Below are 20,657 nucleotides of genomic sequence, written 5' to 3'. Positions count from 1 at the left end.
TTGCGTTCCCCCGCTCCGGATCGCTACAGGGGTTATTGACCCGTGGATCAATAAAAGGAGCGCGCCGCTATGCCTGACCTCGAAACCGCCGCCAAGGACGACAGCAAGCCGCGCCCGAATATCCTGATTCTGATGGTCGACCAGCTTAACGGTACGCTCTTTCCCGACGGTCCGGCGGAGTGGCTGCACACGCCCAACCTGCGCAAGCTGGCCGAGCGTTCCGTGCGGTTTGAGAACGCCTATACCGGCTCGCCCTTGTGTGCGCCGGGACGGGCGGCCTTCATGTCGGGCCAGCTTCCCTCGACCACGGGCGTCTATGACAACGCGGCCGAGTTCCGCTCGGACATTCCGACCTATGCCCACCACTTGCGCCGCGCGGGCTACCAGACCTGCCTCTCGGGCAAGATGCATTTCGTGGGCCCCGATCAGCTTCACGGGTTCGAAGAGCGACTGACCACCGATATCTACCCCGCCGATTTCGGCTGGACCCCGGATTACCGCAAGCCCGGCGAGCGGATCGACTGGTGGTATCACAATATGGGCTCGGTGACCGGGGCAGGGGTAGCCGAGATTTCCAACCAGATGGAATATGACGACAACGTCGCCCATGAGACGAAGATGAAGCTCTACGATCTGGCGCGGGGCAATGATGCGCGCCCGTGGATGCTGACCGTCAGCTTCACCCATCCGCATGACCCCTACGTCGCGCGCAAGAAATACTGGGATCTCTACGAGGATTGCGACCATCTCGAACCCGAGGTCGGCACGATCCCCTACGAGGAGCAGGACAACCACTCGAAGCGGATTTTCGACGCCAATGACTGGCGCGAGTTCAATATCACGACCGAAGATATCCGCCGCTCGCGCCGCGCCTATTTCGCGAACCTGTCCTATCTCGACGACAAGATCGGCGAGCTGCTGCAGGTGCTCGAAGACACCCGGCAGGAGGCCACGATCCTCTTCGTCTCCGATCACGGCGACATGCTGGGCGCGCGGGGGCTGTGGTTCAAGATGAGCTTCTACGAGGGCTCGTCCCGCGTGCCGCTGATGATCTCGGTGCCGGGGCTGGAGCCGGGGCTGGTTTCCGATCCGGTCTCGACGATCGACGTCACGCCGACGCTGTGTGATCTGGCGGGCATCTCGCTCGACGAGATCGCGCCCTGGCTCGACGGGCATTCGCTGCTGCCGCAGGCCAAGCGCGAACCCCGCGCAGAGGCGGTCGCGATGGAGTATGCGGCCGAGGCGTCTTACGCGCCGCTCGTGAGCCTGCGCAAAGGGCGCTACAAGCTGAACCTGTGCAATCTCGATCCCGATCAGCTCTTCGACGTCGAGGCCGATCCGCATGAATTGACCAACCTCGCAGACGATCCTGCCCATGCCGAGGCCTATGCCGAGCTGAAAGCCGAAGCCGCCGCGCGCTGGGATCTGGATCGTTTCGACGCGGAGGTCCGGGCCAGTCAGGCGCGCCGCTGGGTCGTCTACGAGGCGCTCAGTCAGGGCGGCCAGTATCCGTGGGATTATCAGCCGCTCAAGAAAGCTTCCGAGGCCTATATGCGCAATCACATGGACCTCAACGTGCTGGAAGAAAACAAACGCTTCCCGCGCGGCGAGTAAGATCTCGCGGGCCCGGGGCGCGCCAGCCCCGGGCCAATCCCTAGGGCCTTTCACTACCCCGTGAGCGCCTTTCCGGAACGCCGCGCCGCCCTAAGCTGTTGTCCAACCCAACAGGCAGACAGGAGATCGACCATGAGCGTTCCGACCCTCACCCTCAATGACGGCATCAAGATCCCGCAGCTTGGCCTCGGCGTCTGGAAAATGGACGATGCCGATGCGCCCGCCATCATCGAAAACGCGCTCGACGCGGGCTATCGCCATATCGACACCGCCGCCGCTTACGGCAACGAGGCGGGCGTGGGCCGCGGCATCGCGCAAAGCGCCGTGGCGCGCGAAGACATCTTCGTGACCTCGAAGCTCTGGAACGACCGGCAGGGCTATGACGAGACCAAGCGCGCCTTCGACGAGACGATGGGCAAACTGGGCTTCGATTATCTCGATCTCTACCTGATCCATTGGCCGATGCCCACCAAAGACAAATATGTCGAGACGTGGAAAGCGCTGATCGAGCTGCGCGACGCAGGCCGCATCCGCGCGATCGGCGTGTCGAACTTCCTGCCCGACCATCTCGAGCGGCTGATCGAGGAGACCGGCGAGGCGCCCGCGATCAACCAGATCGAGCTGCATCCGCGCTTCCAGCAGGCCGCGCAGCGCGAGGTGCATGAAAAGCTCGGCATCACCACCGAATGCTGGTCGCCGCTGGGGCAGGGCGAGGCGCTCTCGAACCCGATCCTCACCGAGATCGCGGCGCGCTATGGCAAGTCGGCAGCACAGGTCACGCTGCGCTGGCAGATTCAGCTGGGCTGCGTGACGATCCCGAAATCCGCTAATCACGAGCGGATGCGCGAGAATATCGACGTGTTCGATTTCGAGTTGACCGAGGATGAGATGGCGCAGATCAAGGATATCGACAGCGCGGAAGGCCGCATCGGGCCGGACCCCGCCACCGCCGATTTCTGAGGAGCCCGATGGGTCATGCCACCCCTGCGACGCAGGCGCTGACCCGCGCCAAGCTCGCCTTCGATCTGCACGAATATGCCTATGAGGCCGGTCAGGAGAAGATCGGCCTCCATGCGGCTGAGGCGCTCGGAGTGGAGCCTTCGCGGGTTCTCAAGACCCTGATGGTCGAGGTGGATGGCAAGCCCGCCTGCGCGGTGATCCCGTCTGATGCGATGCTGTCGATGAAGAAGGTGGCCGCAGCTTTCGGCGGGAAATCCGCGAAGATGATGGAGCCCGCCAAGGCCGAGAAGCTGACCGGGTTTCGCACCGGCGGCATCAGCCCCTTCGGGCAGAAACGGTCAAGCCCCGCCGCGTTTGAGCAGAGCGCGCTTGGCCATGGCACAATCATCTTGAACGGCGGCAAGCGCGGGCTGATGATCGAACTTCGTCCCGCTGCGGCGCTGTCAGCCGCGCGGGGCGAGGCAAAGCCCCTCATCGCCGATCAGTGACCGCCCATCCCCTTGCGGATGCGCCGGATCATCAGCCAGACCGCGAGGATCACGATCGGCGTCAGCCCCGCCATCATCAGCTCTTTGCTCAGTCCGATCTTCTTCGAGAGCGGATAGGCGAGGTAGCCCGCGACCGAGATCGCATAATAGCTGATCGCGACCACCGACAGCCCCTCGACCGTGTGCTGCAGGCGCAGTTGAAGGTCCGACCGGCGATCCATGCTTTCCAGCACTTTCTGGTTCTGCGCCGAGCGTTCCACATCGACCCGCGTGCGCAAGAGCTCGCCCGCGCGCGCCGCCCGCGTCACCATCTGGCGCAGCCGCGTTTCGGCCGATTTGACCGTGCGCACCGCCGGATCGTAGCGCCGAGCCATGAATTCGCTGAGCTTCTGTCGCCCCTCGAAGCGGCTCTCGCGTAGGGCCTCCACCCGCTCGCGCACGATCGCCTCATAGGCACCGGTCGCGGAGAAGCGGAAGGAATGTTGCACAGCGAGGCTCTCCAGCTCGGCGGAGATTTCCAGCAGGTCGTGCAGCGTCTCTTCGGCGGAATTGGCGTCATTGCCCATCCCGTCGACGATCTCGGTCAGACGCGGGTCGAGCGCATTGAGCCGCTTCGACAGGTCGCGCGCCCGCGCCAGCCCCAGCATCGACATCGCGCGATAGGTTTCCAGCTCGCAAAGCCGCTGCACCGTGCGCCCGATCCGCCCGGGCCCGGTGCCGGGTCGCGCGAAGACGGCAAAGCGCATCTGCCCGTTCGGGTCGATCCGGAAATCGCCCGCGACCACCGCCGCCCCGTCGAGCACCCAGGTGCAGACGAGGCTTTCGGTGACGAACCATTGCTCCAGCAGCGGCGAGATGTCGTCGGGGTTCTCGGGCAGCTCCTCGATGCGAATCTGCACCGCTGCGATCCGTCCGCCGGGCGCCGCATCGATCCAGCTATCGGGGTAGATCTCGGTCTCCGCCGGGTCGAAGGCGCGCGACGACACGCCCTTGCCGAACGCGAGATAGGTGGTGAACTCGGTATGGCTTTCCCATTTCACCTCGTGGCGCCCGATCTTGCCGCCGTAATGGGTGATCCCCGCCTTCGGCTGCGCCGCGCCATGACGCGTCAGCAGATCGACGAGGTGATCGTGATCCTTGCTGCGGTCGCGATTGGCGGCATCGCGCGGCTCCTTGAATGCGACATAGACCGCATGTCCCGGCACGCCCAGTTTCGGATAGGGGCGGGCGTGCAATTCGTTCACAAGCGCATAGCGCTGCGGATGATCGGGCAGGTGGGGCTTTGGATCGGCGGTCATCTTTCAAGTCTCGCTCACGCGGGTGTGACCCTCTAGCTGCGGCGAAATTCCCCGCTGATCAAGCGTTTGACGGCATGCATCGGAATACCGGGCAAATCTGCCACAGAGCCGCGCGGATCGCGACGGGGCAGGGGGCGCTGCCCCCTCGGCCTGACGGCCTCACCCCCGGGATATTTGCGCCAAGGCGAAGGGCGAAGGGTTAAAACGGCACGTCGTCGGCATCGGCGGCGGGCACGACGAAGCTCGACAGCAGACGCTTCTCGCCCGCCTTGTCGAATTCCACGACGAGCTTGTCGCCTTCCGAGCCCATCACCTCGCCATAGCCGAACTTCTTGTGGAAGACCCGGTCGCCGATCTCGTAATCGCTCTCGCCCTTGGCGTCGATCACCATATGGCGCGCCTCGCGGGGCTGGCTGGTCCCGCGCGATTGCGCGTTTTGCAGCCGCCGCCATCCCGGCGAGTTGTAGACATCGGCGCGCGAGACGCGGTCTTCCATCGCGCTGGACCCGCCGAAGCCGCCCCCGTTCATGCCACCACCGTAGAGCCCCGGAGGCGTCAGGACGTCGATATGGGCAGGTGGCAATTCGTCGATGAAGCGCGAGGGCATCTGGCTTTGCCACTGGCCATAGACGCGGCGGTTACCCGCAAAGGAAATCGTGCAAAGCTCCTCGGCGCGGGTGATGCCGACATAGGCCAGACGCCGCTCTTCCTCGAGCCCCTTCAGGCCGCTCTCATCCATCGAGCGCTGCGACGGGAACAACCCGTCCTCCCAGCCCGGCAGGAAGACCACGGGGAATTCCAAGCCCTTGGCCGCGTGCAGCGTCATGATCGAGACCTTCTCCTCGGTCTCGGCCTTGTCGTTGTCCATGATCAGCGCGACGTGTTCGAGGAAGCCCTGCAGATTGTCGAACTGCTCCAGCGCCTTGACGAGTTCCTTGAGGTTCTCGAGCCGCCCGGGCGCTTCCGGCGTCTTGTCGTTCTGCCACATCTCGACATAGCCGGATTCCTCGAGGATCCGTTCGGCCAGACGCACATGGCTGAGATCATTCGCGGGCGCCACACCATCCTCGGCAGGCTCGATCAGCAGATCGTCATCCTCGGCCCGCGTCACAGCGGTCGCGGGCGAGGCCTGCACGACCTCCTCATGCCAGCGCGCGACGTTCTCGACGAACAGCCGCAGCTGCCCACCCGCCTTGCCCGACAGCGCGCCTTCGGCCACCAAGAGCCGCGCGCCGTCCAGAAGGCTCAGCCCGTTCTCGCGCGCGGCGACCTGAATGCGCTGCTGCGCCTTGTCGCCAAGGCCGCGCTTGGGCGTGTTGATGATCCGCTCGAAAGCCAGATCGTCATCGGGCGAGGTCACGAGGCGGAAATAGGCCATCGCGTCGCGAATCTCGAGCCGCTCGTAGAAGCGCGGACCGCCGATGACGCGATAGGGCAGACCGATGGTCAGGAACCGATCCTCGAAGGCGCGCATCTGATGCGAGGCGCGCACGAGAATGGCCTGCGAATTCAGGCTGATCGGCGGATTGCCACGGGTCCCGCGCTGGATCGCCTCGACCTCTTCGCCGATCCAGCGGGCTTCTTCCTCGCCGTCCCAATGGCCGATCAGGTGCACCTTTTCGCCGCCCTCGGCCTCGGTCCAGAGCTCCTTGCCCAGACGCCCTTCATTGGCCGTGATCAGCCCCGACGCGGCAGAGAGGATATGCGCGGTCGAGCGGTAATTCTGCTCCAGTCGGATCACCGCGGCGCCGGGAAAATCCTTCTCGAATTTCAGGATGTTGCCGACCTCGGCGCCCCGCCAGCCATAGATCGACTGGTCGTCATCGCCCACGCAGCAGATATTCTTGTGGCCCTGCGCCAGAAGCCGCAGCCACAGGTACTGCGCGACGTTCGTATCCTGATACTCGTCGACGAGGATGTATTTGAACCAGCGCTGATATTGCGCGAGCACATCCCCGTGGGTCTGGAAGATCGTGACCATGTGCAGCAGCAGATCGCCGAAATCGACCGCGTTGAGCGTCTTCAGCCGCGCCTGATAGGCCGCGTACAGCTCGGACCCGCGATTGTCGAAGGCGGCCGTCTCGCGGCCCGAGACCTTCTCGGGCGTCAGCGCCTTGTTCTTCCAGCCGTCGATTAGGCCCGCCAATTGCCGCGCAGGCCAACGCTTCTCGTCCATATTGGCCGCAACGATCAGCTGCTTGAGCAACCGGATCTGGTCGTCGGTATCGAGAATGGTGAAATTCGACTTCAGCCCCACCAGCTCGGCGTGGCGACGCAACAGCTTCACGCAAATTGCATGAAAAGTTCCCATCCATCTAATTGGCTCATTCAAATGGAAGGGCGTCCTTTCAAGGCGGTCCTTCATCTCTCGGGCTGCTTTATTGGTAAAAGTAACCGCTAAGATTTCGTCAGACCTTGCACGCCTTTGGGTGACGAGATGCGCAATCCTTGCCATAAGCGTTTTCGTCTTACCCGTACCGGCCCCCGCGAGAATCAACAAAGGTCCATCAAGTATCTCGACAGCCTTTCGTTGTTCAGGATTCAGATCATCGAGATACGGCGCGCTCCGCGCTTGCATGGCGCCCGCCATGGCACGTTGCGACAGGCTCGCAGCCCCTTCATACGGATCGTCGTCATCAGCCCAATTCATGGGAGGCAATCTAGCGGTTCGGCCCTCAGAGGGAAAGGGGCATGTTCGGCATATGTTCGCCTGACGTGAGCTTCCGCGCCTCTCTTCGCTCTTGTGAAAATATCCCGGGGGCCCTGAGGGCGGGGGCAGAGCCCCCTTACCAATTGTGATGCGCGCAGACGCGCGCGGGGGGCAGCGCCCCCTCACCGCCTGCAACGCGCATCAACGCGCGCCGGGACAGCGCCCCGTACCCGGGCTCAGCCCTGATGGATCAGTGTGGCGAACAGCTTCGGATCGACGCTGGCGGATGCGAAGGTCTCGCCCTCGGTCAGCATGGCCACGGCGTCATGGCTGTGCAGGCTTTCCTGATGGCTGGCCACGATGCGGAAATCACCGACGCGCGGTTCCGCAAGAAGGCGCTCGGCGAAGGCGCGCACGGCATCCTCGACGAAGATCGGGTTGGCGGCGTTCAGTTCGGCGAAGGCCTGTTCGTCCTCGCGCTTGACCATGACCTGCGTCTCGGTGGGCACGGCGGCGCGGGCGAGATCGATCATATCCTCGAACCACAGCACCTCGCCGGGCTCGACCACGGCCGAGATCCGCGCGACGGAGCGCTGCGAATGGGGCGTCGCCAGCTGGCCGCGGGTGGCGCGGGCATGTTCGGACAGCTCCAGCGAGCACGGGCAGGTCGAGGAATAGACGTAATCGAGGTGGATCACCTTGGTGCGCACCCCGGCCGTCTCTATCAGCTCCAGCGCGATATCGTAATACTGCCAGCCTTCCAGCCCGGAGCGCAGCGAGGGCCGCTTCACCGGGAAAGAGACCCGCATCATCAGACGGGCGTCGAAGCTCTCGAGATCATCCATGTAATCGTCGAGCGCGGCTTCCATCACCTCGAAGGAGAAGGTCTTCTCCGCGTGGGTGTAGAAGCTGCGCATCACGCGGGACATGTTGATGCCCTTCTTCTCCGCTTCGAGGCTGACCGTCCCGGTGACCGACGCCTCCAGCGTCAGATCGCCATTGTCGCGGGTATGAAACCGCACCGGCAGGCGGAAATTCGAGATGCCGACATGTTCGATCCGGGTATGGGCGCCTACGATCAGCGAGGACGGGCCGTTCTGCAGGTCGGGCATCGTCGCCTTGTAGGTCTCGTCCGCCTCGAAATCCGCGTCGTAGTCGCGGCTCAGATCGGGATAGTTCGAGACCTCGTGGCCCGGCAGCAGCCGCGCGATCGCCGGATCGAGCTGTGCGACCTCGACCGGGTCGGCCTTCGCCGCCCATGCGCGCAGCACGTCGAGCGCGGCGCGGGCGTCGTCATTGTCGGGGGTCTCGATCCTGCCTTGCACGTTCATATCCTGTCCTCCGGAGCGCCCGGTCCCGCCAGATATGGGGTTTTTGAGGGCGATGTCCAAGACAATACGCCGGATCGCGGCAATCGGTTCACCCCGTTCAGGCCGCGTCGAGCGCCCCCTTGATGTCGGCGATCAGGTCGCCCCCGTCCTCGATCCCCATCGAGATGCGGATCAGACCAGGCGTAATCGCGATCGCCTCCCGCTCCTCTTCCGACAGGTTCTTGTGGGTCGTCGTCGCCGGATGGGTCGCGATGGATTTCGCATCGCCGAGGTTGTTCGAGATCGACACGATCTGCAGCGCGTTGAGGAAGCGGAACGCCGCCTCCTTGCCGCCCTTCAGGTCGAGCGCGAGCATTGTGCCGCCCGAGCCCATCTGCTCCATCGCCAATGCATGTTGGGGATGATCCATCAGGCCGGGATAGACGGTGCGGGCGAGTTTCTCATGACCTGCCACGGCGCTGGCCACGGCAGCCGCGTTGGCCGCCTGCGCGCGCACCCGCAGGTCGAGCGTCTGCAACCCGCTCAGCAGAACCCAGGCGTGGAACGGGCTCATCGCGCCGCCGGTGTGCTTCACATAGGTCTCAAGCGGACCGCGGATATATTCCTTCGTGCCGAGTACGACACCGCCGAGCACGCGCCCGCCGCCATCAATGTGCTTGGTCGCGGAATAGACGATCACATCTGCGCCAAGCTCCACTGCACGCGAGAAGATCGGCGAGGCGAAGACGTTGTCGACTACCACCGTCGCGCCGCCCTCATGGGCGATTTTCACGATGCCCGCGACATCCATCACTTCGAGGCCGGGATTCGAGACGCTCTCGAAGAAGCAGACCTTCGTCTCGGGACGCATCGCGGCGCGCCACGCGTCGAGATCGGTGCCGTCGACCAGCGTCACGTCGACGCCGAAGCCCTGCAGAACTTTCAGCACATGCAGGCAGGAGCCGAACATCTGGCGCGCTGCCACGATGTGATCGCCCGCCTTCACGAGGCAGGTCAGCGCGCCGTTGATCGCGGCCATGCCGGAGGCGCAGGCGAAAGCGTCTTCAGTGCCTTCGATCGAGGCCATTCGGTCTTCGAACATGCGCGTAGTGGGGTTGCCGTAGCGCGCATAGATGAACTCATCATCGGAGGCGTTGAGGAACCGCGCCTCGGCGGCTTCGGCCGAGGGGTAGGCAAAGCCCTGCGTCAGGAACATCGCCTCGGCCAGCTCGCCATATTGGCTGCGGCGAATGCCGTCATGGACGAGTTTGGTGCGGGTCTTGCGCTCGGTCATCGGTGCCTCCTGCGGCGGTCTGTCGCGGCTTGGGGCTGCGATAGCGCGCAGGCGGCGCTGGGTCAACGCATAGCGGCGATGTCACGATCGCACAAAACGAATGCGTACCGTCGCTGCAGGCTCACGCGAGGGCACGGGAACTTTCCGACGAAAAGCCGCGTTCGGATTAGAACAACAACCCGCGCCTGCGCTCCTCCCCCGAGGCCCAAATGCCGCTTCTCAAGGTCCATGCCAGCTCCGAGCTGCCCGCCGATGTCATCGCTCAGGCGCGCGCGCTGCCAGAGGGTGCCCCGGTCGTCTTGATGATCCACGGCTACGGCTATGCGGCGGGCGTCGAGGGGCGCGATCCATATCAGCATATCTTCGCGATGGAGCCGAGCTTCAATCTGCATACCGCGATCAGCTGGCCGCGCGCGCTCGGCTTCGACGGCAGCAATCCTGGCGAAGGGCTGGGCATCGCGTTCAGCTGGCAATCGACGGGGCGGCTGACCCGGATCTACGACATGGCCGAGATCGCCGCACAGCGCCTTGCCCGCCTGATCGGCGCGCTTCATGCCGCGACCGGGCGTCCGGTGGGCATCATCGGCCATTCAATGGGCGCGCGGGTCGCCCTGCGGGCCCTGCGCCATGCCCATGCGGGGCAAGTCGCGCGGATGGTGCTGCTGGCCGCCGCGGAATTCCAGAGCCGCGCCGAAGAGGCGATGGCGAGCCCTGCGGGCCGCAGCTGCGAGGTACTCAACGTCACCAGCCGCGACAACGACCTGTTCGATTTCCTGTTCGAGTGGGGCGTCGCGGGCGGGCGCGAGCGGTCTTTGGGAAATGGCCTGTCGCAGCCGATGCGCAACTGGCTTGACCTGCAGATCGACGCGCCCGAAGTGATCGAGGTGCTCGAAGATCTCGGCTATCCCGTCGCCCCGCCCGCGAAACGCGTGTGCCATTTCGCCTGCTACATGCGCGAGGGGCTGTTCGACCTTTACCGTCAAGTGCTGCGCCAGCCCGACCGGCTGCCGCTTCCCTTTCTCGCCGAAGCACTCCCCAAGGCGCAAGACCCCCGCTGGTCGCGCCTGTTTGCGCGTCCGCGCACACCGGGTTTCGCATTGCCCTCGTTCCAGCGTGCGGCAAAGTAGAGCGGAACCTGCCGCCTAACCTGACGGAGACCCCATGATCGACCTTTATTATTGGCCCACGCCGAACGGCTGGAAAATTTCCATCGCGCTCGAAGAGATGGGCCTGCCCTACGAGACCCACCTGGTGAATATCGGCAAGGGCGAGCAATTCGAGCCGGAATTCCTGAAAATCTCGCCCAACAACCGGATGCCCGCGATCATCGACCGCGACGGCCCGGATGGCGAACCCGTCTCGATCTTCGAGAGCGGCGCGATCCTGCAATACCTCGCCCGCAAGACTGGTCAGTTCTACGGTGAGACCGAGCGCGACCGGATCGCGGTCGACGAATGGCTGTTCTGGCAGGTCGGCGGGCTCGGCCCGATGGCCGGTCAGGCGCACCACTTCCTGAAATACGCGCCCAAGCTGGAGCCGTCGCAGGACCTTCCTTATGCGAAGGATCGCTACCGGGCTGAAACCGGTCGTCTTTATGGCGTCATGGACCGCCGTCTGGCCGAGACCCGCTACCTCGCGGGCGATTTCTACTCGATCGCGGATATGGCGTCCTGGGGGTGGGCTTCGCTCTGGGAAGGGCAGGAGCAGACGCTCGACGACAAGCCGAACCTGAAGCGCTGGCTCGACGAAGTCGGCGACCGCCCGGGCGTCAAAGCGGGCCGGGCCCTCTCTGCCGATGAGCGCAGCGACAATTCGAGCCGCGAAGCGCAGAAGCATCTCTTCAAGCGCTGAACGCGAGACCCAAGACATGAAAAAGGGCGCCTCACCGGGCGCCCTTTTGCTTTGATACATCAAAACCTGCTCAGTTGATCGTCAGGTCCAGCGTGATCTCGCAGCTCAGAAGTTTCGAGATCGGACAGCCTTCCTTGGCGCCCTCGGCCGCCTTGCGGATGGCCTCCTCGTCGCCAGTACCTTTCACGGTCGAGGTCAGCGCGGATTTCTTCACCGCGAAGCCGTCGCCTTCCTTGTCGAGCGAGATTTCCGCCTTGGTGTCTATCACGACGTCCGAGACGCCTGCCTGCTCGAGCTGAAGCGACAGCGCCATCGAGAAGCAGGACGCGTGAGCCGCGCCGATCAATTCCTCGGGATTCGAACCGGGCTCATCCTCGAACCGGGTGTTAAAACCGTAGGGCTGCGACTTCAGCGCGCCGCTCTCGGTCGAAATCGTGCCTTTGCCGCCCTTGATGGTGCCTTCCCAATGGGCCGATGCGTGCTTGCGGATCATGAATCCCTCCTATGCGTTGCATTCGCGGAGACAACGAGACGGAACGCCAGTTGTTCCGCTTCAGCGCCCGCGCCCCACCAGCCTATCATATTCCTGAATGGCGAAGCGGTCCGTCATCCCGGCCACGTAATCGAGCACGACCCGCGCCAGCGCCTGCTTCGATTCGGGCCGGGTGCAGTCGCCGCCGAGGATGCGCGCGCGGGAGACTTCCTCCTGCCATTCCTCGGGCAGAAGCTCCGGGCGTTCCATGAACAGCGGGAACAGCGCGTTGATCATTTCGGTCACGCGCTTGCGCTCCACCACCACGGAGGGCGCGCGATACATACGCTCGAACAGGAACTGCTTGAGCACCTTGAGGCTTTGATAGAGCGGCTTCGAGAAGCGGATGATCGGCCCGTCCATCTGGCGGATATCATCGACCGATTGCGGCCCGAGCGAAGTCAGCCGGTTCTCGGCCACTGCGATCACGTCCTCGACCATCACGCCGAAGACCCGGCGCAGCGCCTCGTGCTGGCGGCGCGTGCGGTCGAGACCGGGATGCAGCTTGTCCACCTCGGCGAAACAGGCCCCAATCACCGGCAATTCGCACAGGTCATCCTCGTCGAAGAGCCCCGCGCGAAGGCCGTCATGCAGATCGTGGTGGTTATAGGCCACGTCATCGGCCACCGCCGCCACCTGCGCCTCGGCGCTGGCATTGGTCTCCAGCTCCAGATCCCAGGCCGCATCGACCTCGGCCAGCGCATAGGGCAGTTCCTCGCGGCTCGGGAAGCTGTGCGAGCCGCCCTTGTCGGAAATCGCGGGCCCGTTGTGCTTGGCGATACCTTCCAGCGTCTCCCAGGTCAGGTTCAGCCCGTCGAAGCCCGCGTAATGCTTCTCCAGCTTGGTCACGATCCGCAGCGCCTGAGCATTGTGATCGAAGCCCCCATAGGGCTTCATCAGCTCGGCCAGCGCATCTTCGCCAGTATGCCCGAAGGGCGGATGGCCCAGATCATGCGCCAGCGCCACCGCCTCGGCCAAATCGGTGTTCAACCCCAGCGTCCCCGCGATGGTGCGCGCGACCTGCGCCACCTCGATCGTGTGGGTCAGGCGCGTGCGGTAATAATCGCCCTCATGTTCGACGAAGACCTGCGTCTTGTGCTTGAGCCGTCGGAAGGCTGAGGAGTGGATGATCCGGTCCCGATCGCGCTGGAACGGCGAGCGGAAAGTGGACATGCTTTCGGGGTGAAGCCGCCCGCGGCTCTCGCCGGGCTGGCAGGCATAGGGCTTGAGCACTGGTAAAACCTCGTCTTGTCGGCACGCTTCGGCCCTCCTATATCTCGGATGTGACGGAAATACAGGCCCCGTGGGGTCAGGAAGGCCAATCCGATGCAACTCCCTCCGAAAGTGACCGAGCGCGCCTTTGCGCGTCTGGCGGAAATCAATGAAGGTCGCGAGGCGCCGCAAGCGCTGCGCGTGGCCGTCGAGGGCGGCGGCTGTTCCGGTTTTCAGTATGATATCAAGCTCGAAGAGACGCCTGCAGGCGACGACATCGTGCTTGAAGGCGCGGGCCAGAAGGTGCTGATCGACCCGGTCTCGCTGCCCTTCCTCGAGAACGCCACTATCGACTTCACCGAAGAACTGATCGGCGCGCGCTTCGTGATCGAGAACCCGAACGCGTCGAGTTCCTGCGGCTGCGGCGTCTCCTTCGCGATGTAACGACGCAGGCGATGCGCCTTATCTGAAAGGCGCATCCTCGCTTCCTCTTGATATAAATATCCCCGCCGGAGGCTCCCCTCCTTCGGCGTCATTCCTCCAGTGGCAATTTGCGAAAATCGAACCCGTCTTCCAGCGTCGGCTTGATCACATCGAAATAGGGCGAGAGATCGAAATCGCGCGGCGTGAACAGGGACGAGTGCCGGATATGCAGAATCTCGCCCTGACTGTCGGCGCTGCCCATCTCGATATCGGGCAGGATCGGGTAATGGACCGAATGAAACGCCTCGGCGATCACGGTCGAACAGATCGCGCGCGTCGGGTCGCCTGATCCCAAAGCCAGCATCCGCCGCCGAAATCGATGCGGCACAGGCGGGCGCGGTAGCAAATACCGCACGAGGTCGATCACGTTCTTCAGATCATATTGCCGCCCGACCGCGCTCTGCATGTAGTCGATCACCTCTTCGATCTGGTCGTGCCCAAGCCCCACGGGGCGGCAGATGCGCGTGTTGAGATGTGCATAGGCCGCCAGCCCCGCAATCCGCACGCCTGCCTCCAGATCGGCCTCGATCAGTTCGCCACCGGGCGGGCCGCCCGAATAGAAGGCTGCATGCGACCATGTGGAATGGGTGAGATATTTGATGGCCGCCGAGATCCGCCGGTCGCCCTCGACCAGAAGCACATCGCCGGGACGCAGCGTGGCGCGCAGCGCGCGGGTCGGGATCACGCCGAAGGGCTGGTAGAAGCGGGTCTGCTTTTGCAGGAACCGCGCCATTCTCTTGCCGGACACCCGAGACAGCTGCGCCATGATCTCCTCCTTGCTCAGAGGTAGGTCCGGCGCGCGCTGCCGCACAGCTCAGGCGCAAAGATGTGATTTTCGTTAATTGGCGCGCGATACGCCTGCGCTCATTTCGGCGGCAGCGGCCCGCCCATATCGAGCCCCGTATCCATCGCCGCCGCGCGCGCCTTCTCGATCCGCGCCCAAAGGGTGGGGTCTTCCTCGCCCTGCGGCCAGACGCCCGTCAGCGCAAAGCGGAAGCGCGCGGAATGGCGCGCCTCGCGCTCGATCCGCTCGATGAACTCCGCGCCATGTTCCGCCACCAGATCCTCCAGCGGCCCGGCGGCGAGCATCACCACCTGCCAGATCGTCGTGGCCCCCGTCAGCGCCTTGCGGATGAAGGTCCAGAGAACCTCGGGATATTCGCGCAGTTCGAACACACAGAGCACCGACCACGGGAACTCCTCGCCCTCGGGCTCCTCGGCATTGTCGGCCAGCCACAGATCGACCAGCGCCTCGACCGTGCGCACGTCTTCCGGCGCGCTGGCCTCGTTGCACAGGATCGAAACGAGTTCGGGGGGAAGGGGGGTGGTCATATAAAGTTCTTCTCTTCTCGCGCATAGCTACACTCGTATCCGAGATAGCGAAGTTATTCACAGTTAAAAGTCGGTTTTCGATAACCGGTAACGACCCAGTCTTTTCCATTTGGCTTTGCCAGCAGCGTGTAGACGCAGGTTTTGCTGTAGGGAACCCAGTTCGTTTGGCTACCTGAGACGGTCGCCAGTCCGGCAGGCCCATAAACGGTCGAGGTCGTCGGTGTCACAATTGGAACCGCGCCGGAATCTGACATTTTCCACTGATAGGCCCTCGACCCGTCCGGCAGATCAAGGACGTTCATAGGTGGCCCGTAATCCAACACCGGTTCCGATATCGATTTGCCGACATAGGAGTCCATAATCTGTGAGGCACACCCTGACAAAACCATGAAAAAGGCAATCAAAACTCTTTTCATCTCAGCACCGTAGTTATGAATTAACAAAACTACCGTAACACTAAGACTTTTGAGTCCAGTAGATTATTTACTGCATCATTTCCTTGGTCGCCGACAGCGTCACGCCCTCATAGTCGCGCTCGACCCGGTCGATGTCCCATTGCAGGCGGGTCAGGAACACCACGTCGCCGTCGTGATCATAGGAGATGTGCTGTTTGTTGGCGTTGACCAGCTTTTCGACCGCCGCTTTGTCGCCCAGCACCCAACGGGCCGAGGTGAATTGCGAGGCCTCGAACCGCACGGGGATGCCGTATTCCTGCTCGATCCGGCTGGCCAGCACCTCGAATTGCAGCGCGCCGACGACGCCCACGATGAAGCCCGAGCCGATCGCGGGCTTGAACACTTTCGCAGCGCCCTCTTCGGCGAATTGCATCAGCGCCTTCTCCAGATGCTTGCCCTTCATCGGATCGGTCGCGCGCACCGACTGCAGCAGTTCCGGCGCAAAGCTCGGGATGCCGGTGAAGCGCAGCGCCTCGCCCTCGGTCAGCGCATCGCCGATGCGCAGTTGGCCGTGGTTCGGAATACCGATGATATCGCCGCCCCAGGCCTCTTCCGCCAGTTCGCGGTCGGCGGCAAGGAACAGAACCGGGTTCGACACGGCCATCTGCTTTTTCGAGCGCACATGCAGCAGCTTTTGTCCGCGGGTGAAATGACCCGAGACGAGGCGTACGAAGGCCACGCGGTCGCGGTGCTTGGGGTCCATGTTCGCTTGCACCTTGAAGACGAAACCCGCGACTTTCTTCTCCTCGGGGGCCACATCGCGCTCAGCGGATTTGAAGACCTCCGGCTCGGGGCCGAATTCGCCGATCCCGTCCATCAGTTCCTTAACGCCGAAGCTATTGATCGCCGAGCCGAACCAGATCGGCGTCAGGTGTCCCTCGAGGAAGCTCTGGCGATCGAAAGCGGGCAGCAACTCGCGCGCCATCTCGACTTCCTCTTTCAGCTTTTCGAGCTGGTCGGCGGGCACATGCTCGGCCAGTTTCGGGTCGTCCAACCCGCTGATCTTGATCGATTCCGCCACCTTGTTGCGATCGGCGCGATCCATCAGCTCCAGCCGGTCGTGCAGCATGTCGTAGCAGCCGAGGAAATCGCGGCCCATCCCGATCGGCCAGCTGGCAGGCGCCACGTCGATCGCGAGGTTTTCCTGAATTTCGTCGATGATCTCGAACGTATCCCGGCTCTCGCGGTCCATCTTGTTACAGAAGGTCAAGATCGGCAGGTCGCGCAGACGGCAGACCTCGAAAAGCTTCCGGGTCTGACTTTCCACGCCCTTCGCGCCGTCGATCACCATGATCGCCGCATCGACCGCCGTCAGCGTCCGGTAGGTATCTTCCGAGAAATCCGAGTGGCCGGGCGTGTCGACGAGGTTGTAGCGGAAGTCGCGATACTCGAAGGACATGGCCGAGGCCGATACCGAAATCCCGCGATCCTGTTCCATCTTCATGAAGTCCGAACGCGTCCGTCGCGCCTCGCCCTTGGCACGCACCTGTCCCGCCATCTGAATGGCGCCGCCGAAAAGCAGGAACTTCTCGGTCAAGGTGGTCTTGCCCGCATCCGGGTGCGAGATGATCGCGAAGGTGCGGCGACGGGCGATTTCGGGCGGGAGCGCGGGACGGTTCATCATGCGCGCTCGTTTAGCCTGCCCGCGCGCGCCTTGCAATCGCGGCGATGGGGGGCGCCGGGGTTGTCATGCAGAGGGGGGCTCCGCCCCCGCGCTGACGCGCTCCCCGGGATATTTTGACCAAAGCGAAGTGCAATCCCGCGTGGCCTTCCTCTTGGCGGAAATATCCCGGGGGTGAATTGGCGCAGCCAAGAGGGGGCAGCGCCCCCTCTCGCTCCGTCTGGCTTAGCTCACCAGACCCGGCACCGGCAGCCCGGCCGATTGCCAGAGCAGCACGAAATTCAGCCCCAGCACGATGAGCGCGCCCAGTACGGCGAACCAGAACAGCGGCCCGCGCAAGGCGAATTTGCCCATGATGTCGCTGCGCCGTGCGAAGATCAGCAGTGCGACCATCGGGACGGGCAGGGCGATCGACAGCACCACCTGACTCATCACCAGCGCGTCGGTCGTGTTCACCCCCAGCCAGACGACGACGAAGGCGGGCGCCATCGTGATGACCCGGCGCAGCCAGACCGGGATGCGACGGCGGATGAAGCCTTGCATGATCATCTGCCCCGCCATCGTGCCGACGACCGAGGAGGAAACCCCCGAGGCAATCAGCGAGGTCAGGAAGGCTGCCGCCGCGAACCCGCCCAAGAGCGGCGTCAGCGTGTGATAGGCGGTCTCGATCTCGGCCACTTCGGAATGCCCGCTATGGAAGGCCGAGGCCGCCATGATCACCATCGCCATATTGACCATGCCCGCAATCGCGAGCGCGATGATCACCTCGCGGTTGGAGAACTTCACCAGTCGCGCCTTCTGCACCGGATCACGCGTCAGGGCGCGGTTCTGCGTCAGGCCGGAATGGAGGAAAATCGCATGCGGCATCACGGTCGCACCGATGATGCCCACCGAGATCGTCAGCGCCGTCGCATCTGGCATCGAGGGCGCGAACATCCCCGCCACGGCCCCGGACCAGTCGACCGGCGCCACGAACATCTCGGCGAGGTAGCACGCCCCGATGAGCGCCACGAGCGCACCGATCACGATCTCCATCGGGCGGAAACCGCCGCGCTCGAACATCAAGATTGCATAGGTGACGACGGCGGTGACTCCCATCCCCCAGATCAGCGGCCAGCCGAACAGGAGCGAAAGCCCCAACGCGCCGCCCAGAAACTCCGCCAGATCGGTGGCCATCGCCGCGATCTCCGAGACGATCCACATCGCGATCGTCACGGGTTTCGAGAAATTCTCGCGCGAGAGTTCCGCGAGGTTCTTACCAGTGACGATACCCACGCGCGCCGAGATCGCCTGAAACAGCATCGCAATCAGGTTCGCCCCCAGCACGACCCACAAAAGCGCATAGCCATAGCCCGCGCCCGCCTGAATATTCGTCGCGTAATTGCCCGGGTCCATATAGGCGACCGAGGCGATCACCGCCGGCCCGAAGAACAACAGATACCCGCCGCGCCGGTTGCCCGACAGCACGGCCTCCATCGCCGTGCGGGTGCGGCTCGTCATGTTTTCCTTGCGGGTTAGTTCAGTCATTGGGCCCTCGTTTATGCTGCTCCTGCGAAATGTAGCCTTGGCTACAAGATTCGCAAGTGGCTAATTTTCGTTGACAGCACAACGCGCGCCGCGCGAAGCTTTGCTTGGCATATCGGGCGTGACGGGTTATCCGGTCCGCTCCGGAAATGGCGCCCGACAGGCCCCCGACTGGTACCGAGACCACGACCGTCAAGGCAGGCGAATGACTGACACCGATCCCTCCCAGATCAAGGGGTTCAACCGGGCCCGAGAGCGTGCGGCGCGCGCGCTCTTGGAAGATTATGTCGAGATGATCGCCGATCTGACGGCGGAATTCGGCGAGGCGCGGATTACCGAGATCGCGGCGCGACTCGGGGTGGCCCATCCGACCGCGACGAAAGCCGTGGCGCGGCTCAAACGCGAAGGGCTGGCCGTGTCGCGGCCCTATCGCGGGGTGTTCCTGACGGAGACGGGGGAGGCGCTGGCCGATCAGGTGCGCGAACGCCACCGGACCGTAGTGGCCCTGTTGCGCGCCGTGGGCGTGCCGGAAGAGGTCGCGGAGATCGACGCCGAAGGGATCGAGCACCATGTCTCGTCCCGCACGCTTGAAGCGTTCGAGGCCTTCCTCGCGTCAAAGGCTGGCAAATAGCTCCGACAGCCGCTCGGCCTCGCCCGCAAGACCCCAGGGCGCGTTCACGATAAACATCCCAGAGCCGATCATGCCGTGGCCTTCGCGCGCGGGCGGGAATCGCACCTCATGGCTCTGCGCCTCGGGGAAATCGCGGCGCAGGGTGCGGACCATCGTCTCGTGTGCGCCCGAGGCCAGCATCGGATACCAAAGCGCGATGATGCCGACGTTCCATTTTTTCGCGATATGGCCGATCAGCTTCGGCATCGCCGTGTAGTCGGCCTTCTCCTCGAAGCTCGGATCGATCAGCATCATCCCGCGACGCGGGGTGGGGGGCGTAAGCGCCAGCGCCATCTCGCGCCCGTCGGCCTTGTGCGGGACCGCGCCGCTTCGCCGCATGGCCGTGCGCAGGGCGGAAAATTCCTGCGGGTGCAGTTCACATAGCTGAATCGTGTCCATCGGCCGCAAAAGCGCTTGTGCCACCAAAGGCGAACCCGGATAGGCCTGCGCCCCGTGTTGCGCCCGCACAGCGGCCAGCGCGCGCATGTAGGGATGATCGGGCGCGAACCAGCCCAAGCCTTCCACCCGCGCAATCCCGGCCGCCGCCTCGCCGGTCTTCGCGGCCTCCGCCCCGTCGAGCGCATAAAGCCCGCGCCCGGCATGGGTTTCGAGATAGCTCAGCGGCTTGTCCTTGCGCGTCAGGTAATCGAGCGCAGACGCAAGCAGCGCGTGCTTGTGCACATCGGCCAGATTTCCGGCGTGATAGGCGTGTTGGTAAGACAGCATTGGTTCGGTCTCCTTGCGCCCTTCCTGCCGTTCACTGCGCGCGAGGGCAATGCCGTTCTTCTTGGCCGAAATATCCCGGGGGCGCGCGAAGCGCGCGGGGCAGCGCCCCTCCATCGTGTCAGCCTGTCGGAGAGTAAAAGAAAACGGCGGCGCCCAGGGAGGAGGAGGGGCGCCGCCGTCTCTTTTCTGCCGTCAGGTCTCAGGGAGGAGGAGAGAGACCCTTCGGCACTGTCGACACCGCTTCAGGGAGGAGGAGGAAGCGGCGTCACACCCTCGGGTCCAGGGAGGAGGAGAGGACCCTCGGTATTTTGTGGCGGCACCCTCAGGGAGGAGGAGGAGAGTGCCGCCGAAACGATCGGCCCAGGGAGGAGGAGAGGGCCTTTCGTATCACATTGGACCTGTCGGCCCGGATATCAAGTGCTGCACTGCAGCATGCGACAGCCTGTCGCAGCTTTCCGCCGGTGATAGGCGGCGACCTCAGGGAGGAGGAGAGAGGTCGCCGCCTGCTCGGCGCGGATCTCTCAGGGAGGAGGAGAGAGAGATCCGGGCAGCTCGGATCCGGCATCGCAGCGTCGCGCCGCTTGAGGCCGGTATGTTTGGTGTGGCGGCGCTCTCAGGGAGGAGGAGAGAGAGCGCC

19 protein-coding genes are annotated in these 20,657 nt (G+C 63.9%); 7 read left to right on the top strand and 12 right to left on the bottom strand.

The window, feature by feature from the left end:
- The first annotated feature begins 69 nt into the window (after positions 1 to 69).
- From betC to ybaK, 3 genes are all read left to right on the top strand, one after another.
- Complete coding sequence (gene betC, locus BMI91_RS02380; protein WP_078603842.1) at positions 70 to 1,614, top strand: choline-sulfatase; 1,545 nt, start codon at positions 70 to 72, stop codon at positions 1,612 to 1,614.
- Between the two features lie 132 nt (positions 1,615 to 1,746).
- Positions 1,747 to 2,574 carry an aldo/keto reductase gene (locus tag BMI91_RS02375; protein WP_078603841.1) on the top strand — a complete coding sequence of 276 codons (828 nt, stop codon included), beginning with the start codon at positions 1,747 to 1,749 and terminating at the stop codon, positions 2,572 to 2,574.
- 8 nt (positions 2,575 to 2,582) lie between these two features.
- On the top strand, positions 2,583 to 3,062 hold the full coding sequence (gene ybaK / locus BMI91_RS02370) for a Cys-tRNA(Pro) deacylase (RefSeq protein WP_078603840.1): 480 nt from the start codon (positions 2,583 to 2,585) through the stop codon (positions 3,060 to 3,062).
- Here the strand turns inward: ybaK and BMI91_RS02365 are convergent.
- The 4 genes from BMI91_RS02365 to BMI91_RS02350 all read right to left on the bottom strand — a co-directional run bounded on the left by BMI91_RS02365 (position 3,056) and on the right by BMI91_RS02350 (position 9,614).
- The gene (locus BMI91_RS02365) at positions 3,056 to 4,360 is read right to left on the bottom strand and encodes a DUF3422 family protein (RefSeq protein ID WP_078603839.1); all 1,305 of its coding nucleotides are present in this window, start codon (positions 4,358 to 4,360) and stop codon (positions 3,056 to 3,058) included. The two genes, ybaK and BMI91_RS02365, sit on opposite strands and share 7 nt — an antisense overlap.
- A 199-nt stretch (positions 4,361 to 4,559) precedes the next feature.
- Positions 4,560 to 7,010, bottom strand: coding sequence for an ATP-dependent helicase (locus BMI91_RS02360; RefSeq protein WP_078603838.1), 2,451 nt, complete (start codon positions 7,008 to 7,010; stop codon positions 4,560 to 4,562).
- 236 nt (positions 7,011 to 7,246) lie between these two features.
- A complete protein-coding gene (folE2, locus tag BMI91_RS02355) occupies positions 7,247 to 8,341 on the bottom strand; it encodes a GTP cyclohydrolase FolE2 (protein ID WP_078603837.1) in 1,095 nt (364 codons plus the stop codon).
- 97 nt (positions 8,342 to 8,438) lie between these two features.
- Positions 8,439 to 9,614, bottom strand: coding sequence for an aminotransferase class I/II-fold pyridoxal phosphate-dependent enzyme (locus BMI91_RS02350; protein WP_078603836.1), 1,176 nt, complete (start codon positions 9,612 to 9,614; stop codon positions 8,439 to 8,441).
- A gap of 209 nt (positions 9,615 to 9,823) precedes the next feature.
- On the opposite strand from BMI91_RS02350, the gene BMI91_RS02345 reads away from it, so the two are divergent.
- Both BMI91_RS02345 and BMI91_RS02340 read left to right on the top strand, forming a co-directional pair.
- A complete protein-coding gene (locus BMI91_RS02345) occupies positions 9,824 to 10,741 on the top strand; it encodes an alpha/beta fold hydrolase (RefSeq protein WP_078570207.1) in 918 nt (305 codons plus the stop codon).
- Positions 10,742 to 10,775: 34 nt separating this feature from the next.
- Positions 10,776 to 11,465 carry a glutathione S-transferase N-terminal domain-containing protein gene (locus BMI91_RS02340; protein WP_078546524.1) on the top strand — a complete coding sequence of 230 codons (690 nt, stop codon included), beginning with the start codon at positions 10,776 to 10,778 and terminating at the stop codon, positions 11,463 to 11,465.
- A 70-nt stretch (positions 11,466 to 11,535) separates the two neighbouring features.
- Here BMI91_RS02340 and BMI91_RS02335 read toward each other — a convergent pair whose 3' ends face one another.
- Positions 11,536 to 11,958, bottom strand: a complete 423-nt coding sequence (locus BMI91_RS02335) for an OsmC family protein (protein ID WP_078603835.1) — start codon at positions 11,956 to 11,958, stop codon at positions 11,536 to 11,538.
- Positions 11,959 to 12,018: 60 nt separating this feature from the next.
- Positions 12,019 to 13,230 (bottom strand): deoxyguanosinetriphosphate triphosphohydrolase, encoded by a 1,212-nt coding sequence (locus BMI91_RS02330; protein WP_075774417.1) that lies wholly within the window; start codon positions 13,228 to 13,230, stop codon positions 12,019 to 12,021.
- A gap of 93 nt (positions 13,231 to 13,323) precedes the next feature.
- Here BMI91_RS02330 and BMI91_RS02325 point away from each other — a divergent pair, with 93 nt between their 5' ends.
- The gene (locus BMI91_RS02325) at positions 13,324 to 13,653 is read left to right on the top strand and encodes a HesB/IscA family protein (protein ID WP_078519481.1); all 330 of its coding nucleotides are present in this window, start codon (positions 13,324 to 13,326) and stop codon (positions 13,651 to 13,653) included.
- Between the two features lie 88 nt (positions 13,654 to 13,741).
- Here the strand turns inward: BMI91_RS02325 and BMI91_RS02320 are convergent, their stop codons facing one another.
- The 5 genes from BMI91_RS02320 to BMI91_RS02300 all read right to left on the bottom strand — a co-directional run bounded on the left by BMI91_RS02320 (position 13,742) and on the right by BMI91_RS02300 (position 18,627).
- Positions 13,742 to 14,458 (bottom strand): C40 family peptidase, encoded by a 717-nt coding sequence (locus tag BMI91_RS02320; RefSeq protein WP_146683988.1) that lies wholly within the window; start codon positions 14,456 to 14,458, stop codon positions 13,742 to 13,744.
- Positions 14,459 to 14,556: 98 nt separating this feature from the next.
- Positions 14,557 to 15,024 carry a DUF6869 domain-containing protein gene (locus tag BMI91_RS02315; protein WP_078519479.1) on the bottom strand — a complete coding sequence of 156 codons (468 nt, stop codon included), beginning with the start codon at positions 15,022 to 15,024 and terminating at the stop codon, positions 14,557 to 14,559.
- Between the two features lie 53 nt (positions 15,025 to 15,077).
- The gene (locus BMI91_RS02310) at positions 15,078 to 15,440 is read right to left on the bottom strand and encodes a hypothetical protein (RefSeq protein WP_244176535.1); all 363 of its coding nucleotides are present in this window, start codon (positions 15,438 to 15,440) and stop codon (positions 15,078 to 15,080) included.
- Between the two features lie 67 nt (positions 15,441 to 15,507).
- Complete coding sequence (locus BMI91_RS02305; RefSeq protein ID WP_078519478.1) at positions 15,508 to 17,103, bottom strand: peptide chain release factor 3; 1,596 nt, start codon at positions 17,101 to 17,103, stop codon at positions 15,508 to 15,510.
- A gap of 222 nt (positions 17,104 to 17,325) precedes the next feature.
- Entirely contained in the window at positions 17,326 to 18,627 is a 1,302-nt protein-coding gene (locus BMI91_RS02300) for an Nramp family divalent metal transporter (protein ID WP_078603834.1), read from the bottom strand.
- 202 nt (positions 18,628 to 18,829) lie between these two features.
- On the opposite strand from BMI91_RS02300, the gene mntR reads away from it, so the two are divergent.
- Positions 18,830 to 19,255, top strand: coding sequence for a manganese-binding transcriptional regulator MntR (gene mntR, locus BMI91_RS02295; RefSeq protein ID WP_078519476.1), 426 nt, complete (start codon positions 18,830 to 18,832; stop codon positions 19,253 to 19,255).
- Here mntR and BMI91_RS02290 read toward each other — a convergent pair.
- The gene (locus tag BMI91_RS02290; RefSeq protein ID WP_078604447.1) at positions 19,238 to 20,020 is read right to left on the bottom strand and encodes a 23S rRNA (adenine(2030)-N(6))-methyltransferase RlmJ; all 783 of its coding nucleotides are present in this window, start codon (positions 20,018 to 20,020) and stop codon (positions 19,238 to 19,240) included. The two genes, mntR and BMI91_RS02290, sit on opposite strands and share 18 nt — an antisense overlap.
- Positions 20,021 to 20,657 lie beyond the last annotated feature (637 nt).

It is taken from the genome of Thioclava sediminum (genome assembly GCF_002020355.1).
Classification (GTDB): Bacteria; Pseudomonadota; Alphaproteobacteria; order Rhodobacterales; family Rhodobacteraceae; genus Thioclava; species Thioclava sediminum.
Note: the sequence above shows the minus strand (reverse complement) of the source record. Positions and strands in the feature narration are given on the sequence as shown.

What these genes read in the sequence shown, in the direction of transcription:
- betC (WP_078603842.1), top strand. Translation starts at nt 70, where the DNA reads ATGCCTGACCTCGAAACCGCCGCCAAGGACGACAGCAAGCCGCGCCCG.
- BMI91_RS02375 (WP_078603841.1), top strand. Translation starts at nt 1,747, where the DNA reads ATGAGCGTTCCGACCCTCACCCTCAATGACGGCATCAAGATCCCGCAG.
- ybaK (WP_078603840.1), top strand. Translation starts at nt 2,583, where the DNA reads ATGGGTCATGCCACCCCTGCGACGCAGGCGCTGACCCGCGCCAAGCTC.
- BMI91_RS02365 (WP_078603839.1), bottom strand. Translation starts at nt 4,360, where the DNA reads ATGACCGCCGATCCAAAGCCCCACCTGCCCGATCATCCGCAGCGCTAT.
- BMI91_RS02360 (WP_078603838.1), bottom strand. Translation starts at nt 7,010, where the DNA reads ATGAATTGGGCTGATGACGACGATCCGTATGAAGGGGCTGCGAGCCTG.
- folE2 (WP_078603837.1), bottom strand. Translation starts at nt 8,341, where the DNA reads ATGAACGTGCAAGGCAGGATCGAGACCCCCGACAATGACGACGCCCGC.
- BMI91_RS02350 (WP_078603836.1), bottom strand. Translation starts at nt 9,614, where the DNA reads ATGACCGAGCGCAAGACCCGCACCAAACTCGTCCATGACGGCATTCGC.
- BMI91_RS02345 (WP_078570207.1), top strand. Translation starts at nt 9,824, where the DNA reads ATGCCGCTTCTCAAGGTCCATGCCAGCTCCGAGCTGCCCGCCGATGTC.
- BMI91_RS02340 (WP_078546524.1), top strand. Translation starts at nt 10,776, where the DNA reads ATGATCGACCTTTATTATTGGCCCACGCCGAACGGCTGGAAAATTTCC.
- BMI91_RS02335 (WP_078603835.1), bottom strand. Translation starts at nt 11,958, where the DNA reads ATGATCCGCAAGCACGCATCGGCCCATTGGGAAGGCACCATCAAGGGC.
- BMI91_RS02325 (WP_078519481.1), top strand. Translation starts at nt 13,324, where the DNA reads ATGCAACTCCCTCCGAAAGTGACCGAGCGCGCCTTTGCGCGTCTGGCG.
- BMI91_RS02320 (WP_146683988.1), bottom strand. Translation starts at nt 14,458, where the DNA reads ATGGCGCAGCTGTCTCGGGTGTCCGGCAAGAGAATGGCGCGGTTCCTG.
- BMI91_RS02315 (WP_078519479.1), bottom strand. Translation starts at nt 15,024, where the DNA reads ATGACCACCCCCCTTCCCCCCGAACTCGTTTCGATCCTGTGCAACGAG.
- BMI91_RS02310 (WP_244176535.1), bottom strand. Translation starts at nt 15,440, where the DNA reads ATGAAAAGAGTTTTGATTGCCTTTTTCATGGTTTTGTCAGGGTGTGCC.
- BMI91_RS02305 (WP_078519478.1), bottom strand. Translation starts at nt 17,103, where the DNA reads ATGATGAACCGTCCCGCGCTCCCGCCCGAAATCGCCCGTCGCCGCACC.
- BMI91_RS02300 (WP_078603834.1), bottom strand. Translation starts at nt 18,627, where the DNA reads ATGACTGAACTAACCCGCAAGGAAAACATGACGAGCCGCACCCGCACG.
- mntR (WP_078519476.1), top strand. Translation starts at nt 18,830, where the DNA reads ATGACTGACACCGATCCCTCCCAGATCAAGGGGTTCAACCGGGCCCGA.
- BMI91_RS02290 (WP_078604447.1), bottom strand. Translation starts at nt 20,020, where the DNA reads ATGCTGTCTTACCAACACGCCTATCACGCCGGAAATCTGGCCGATGTG.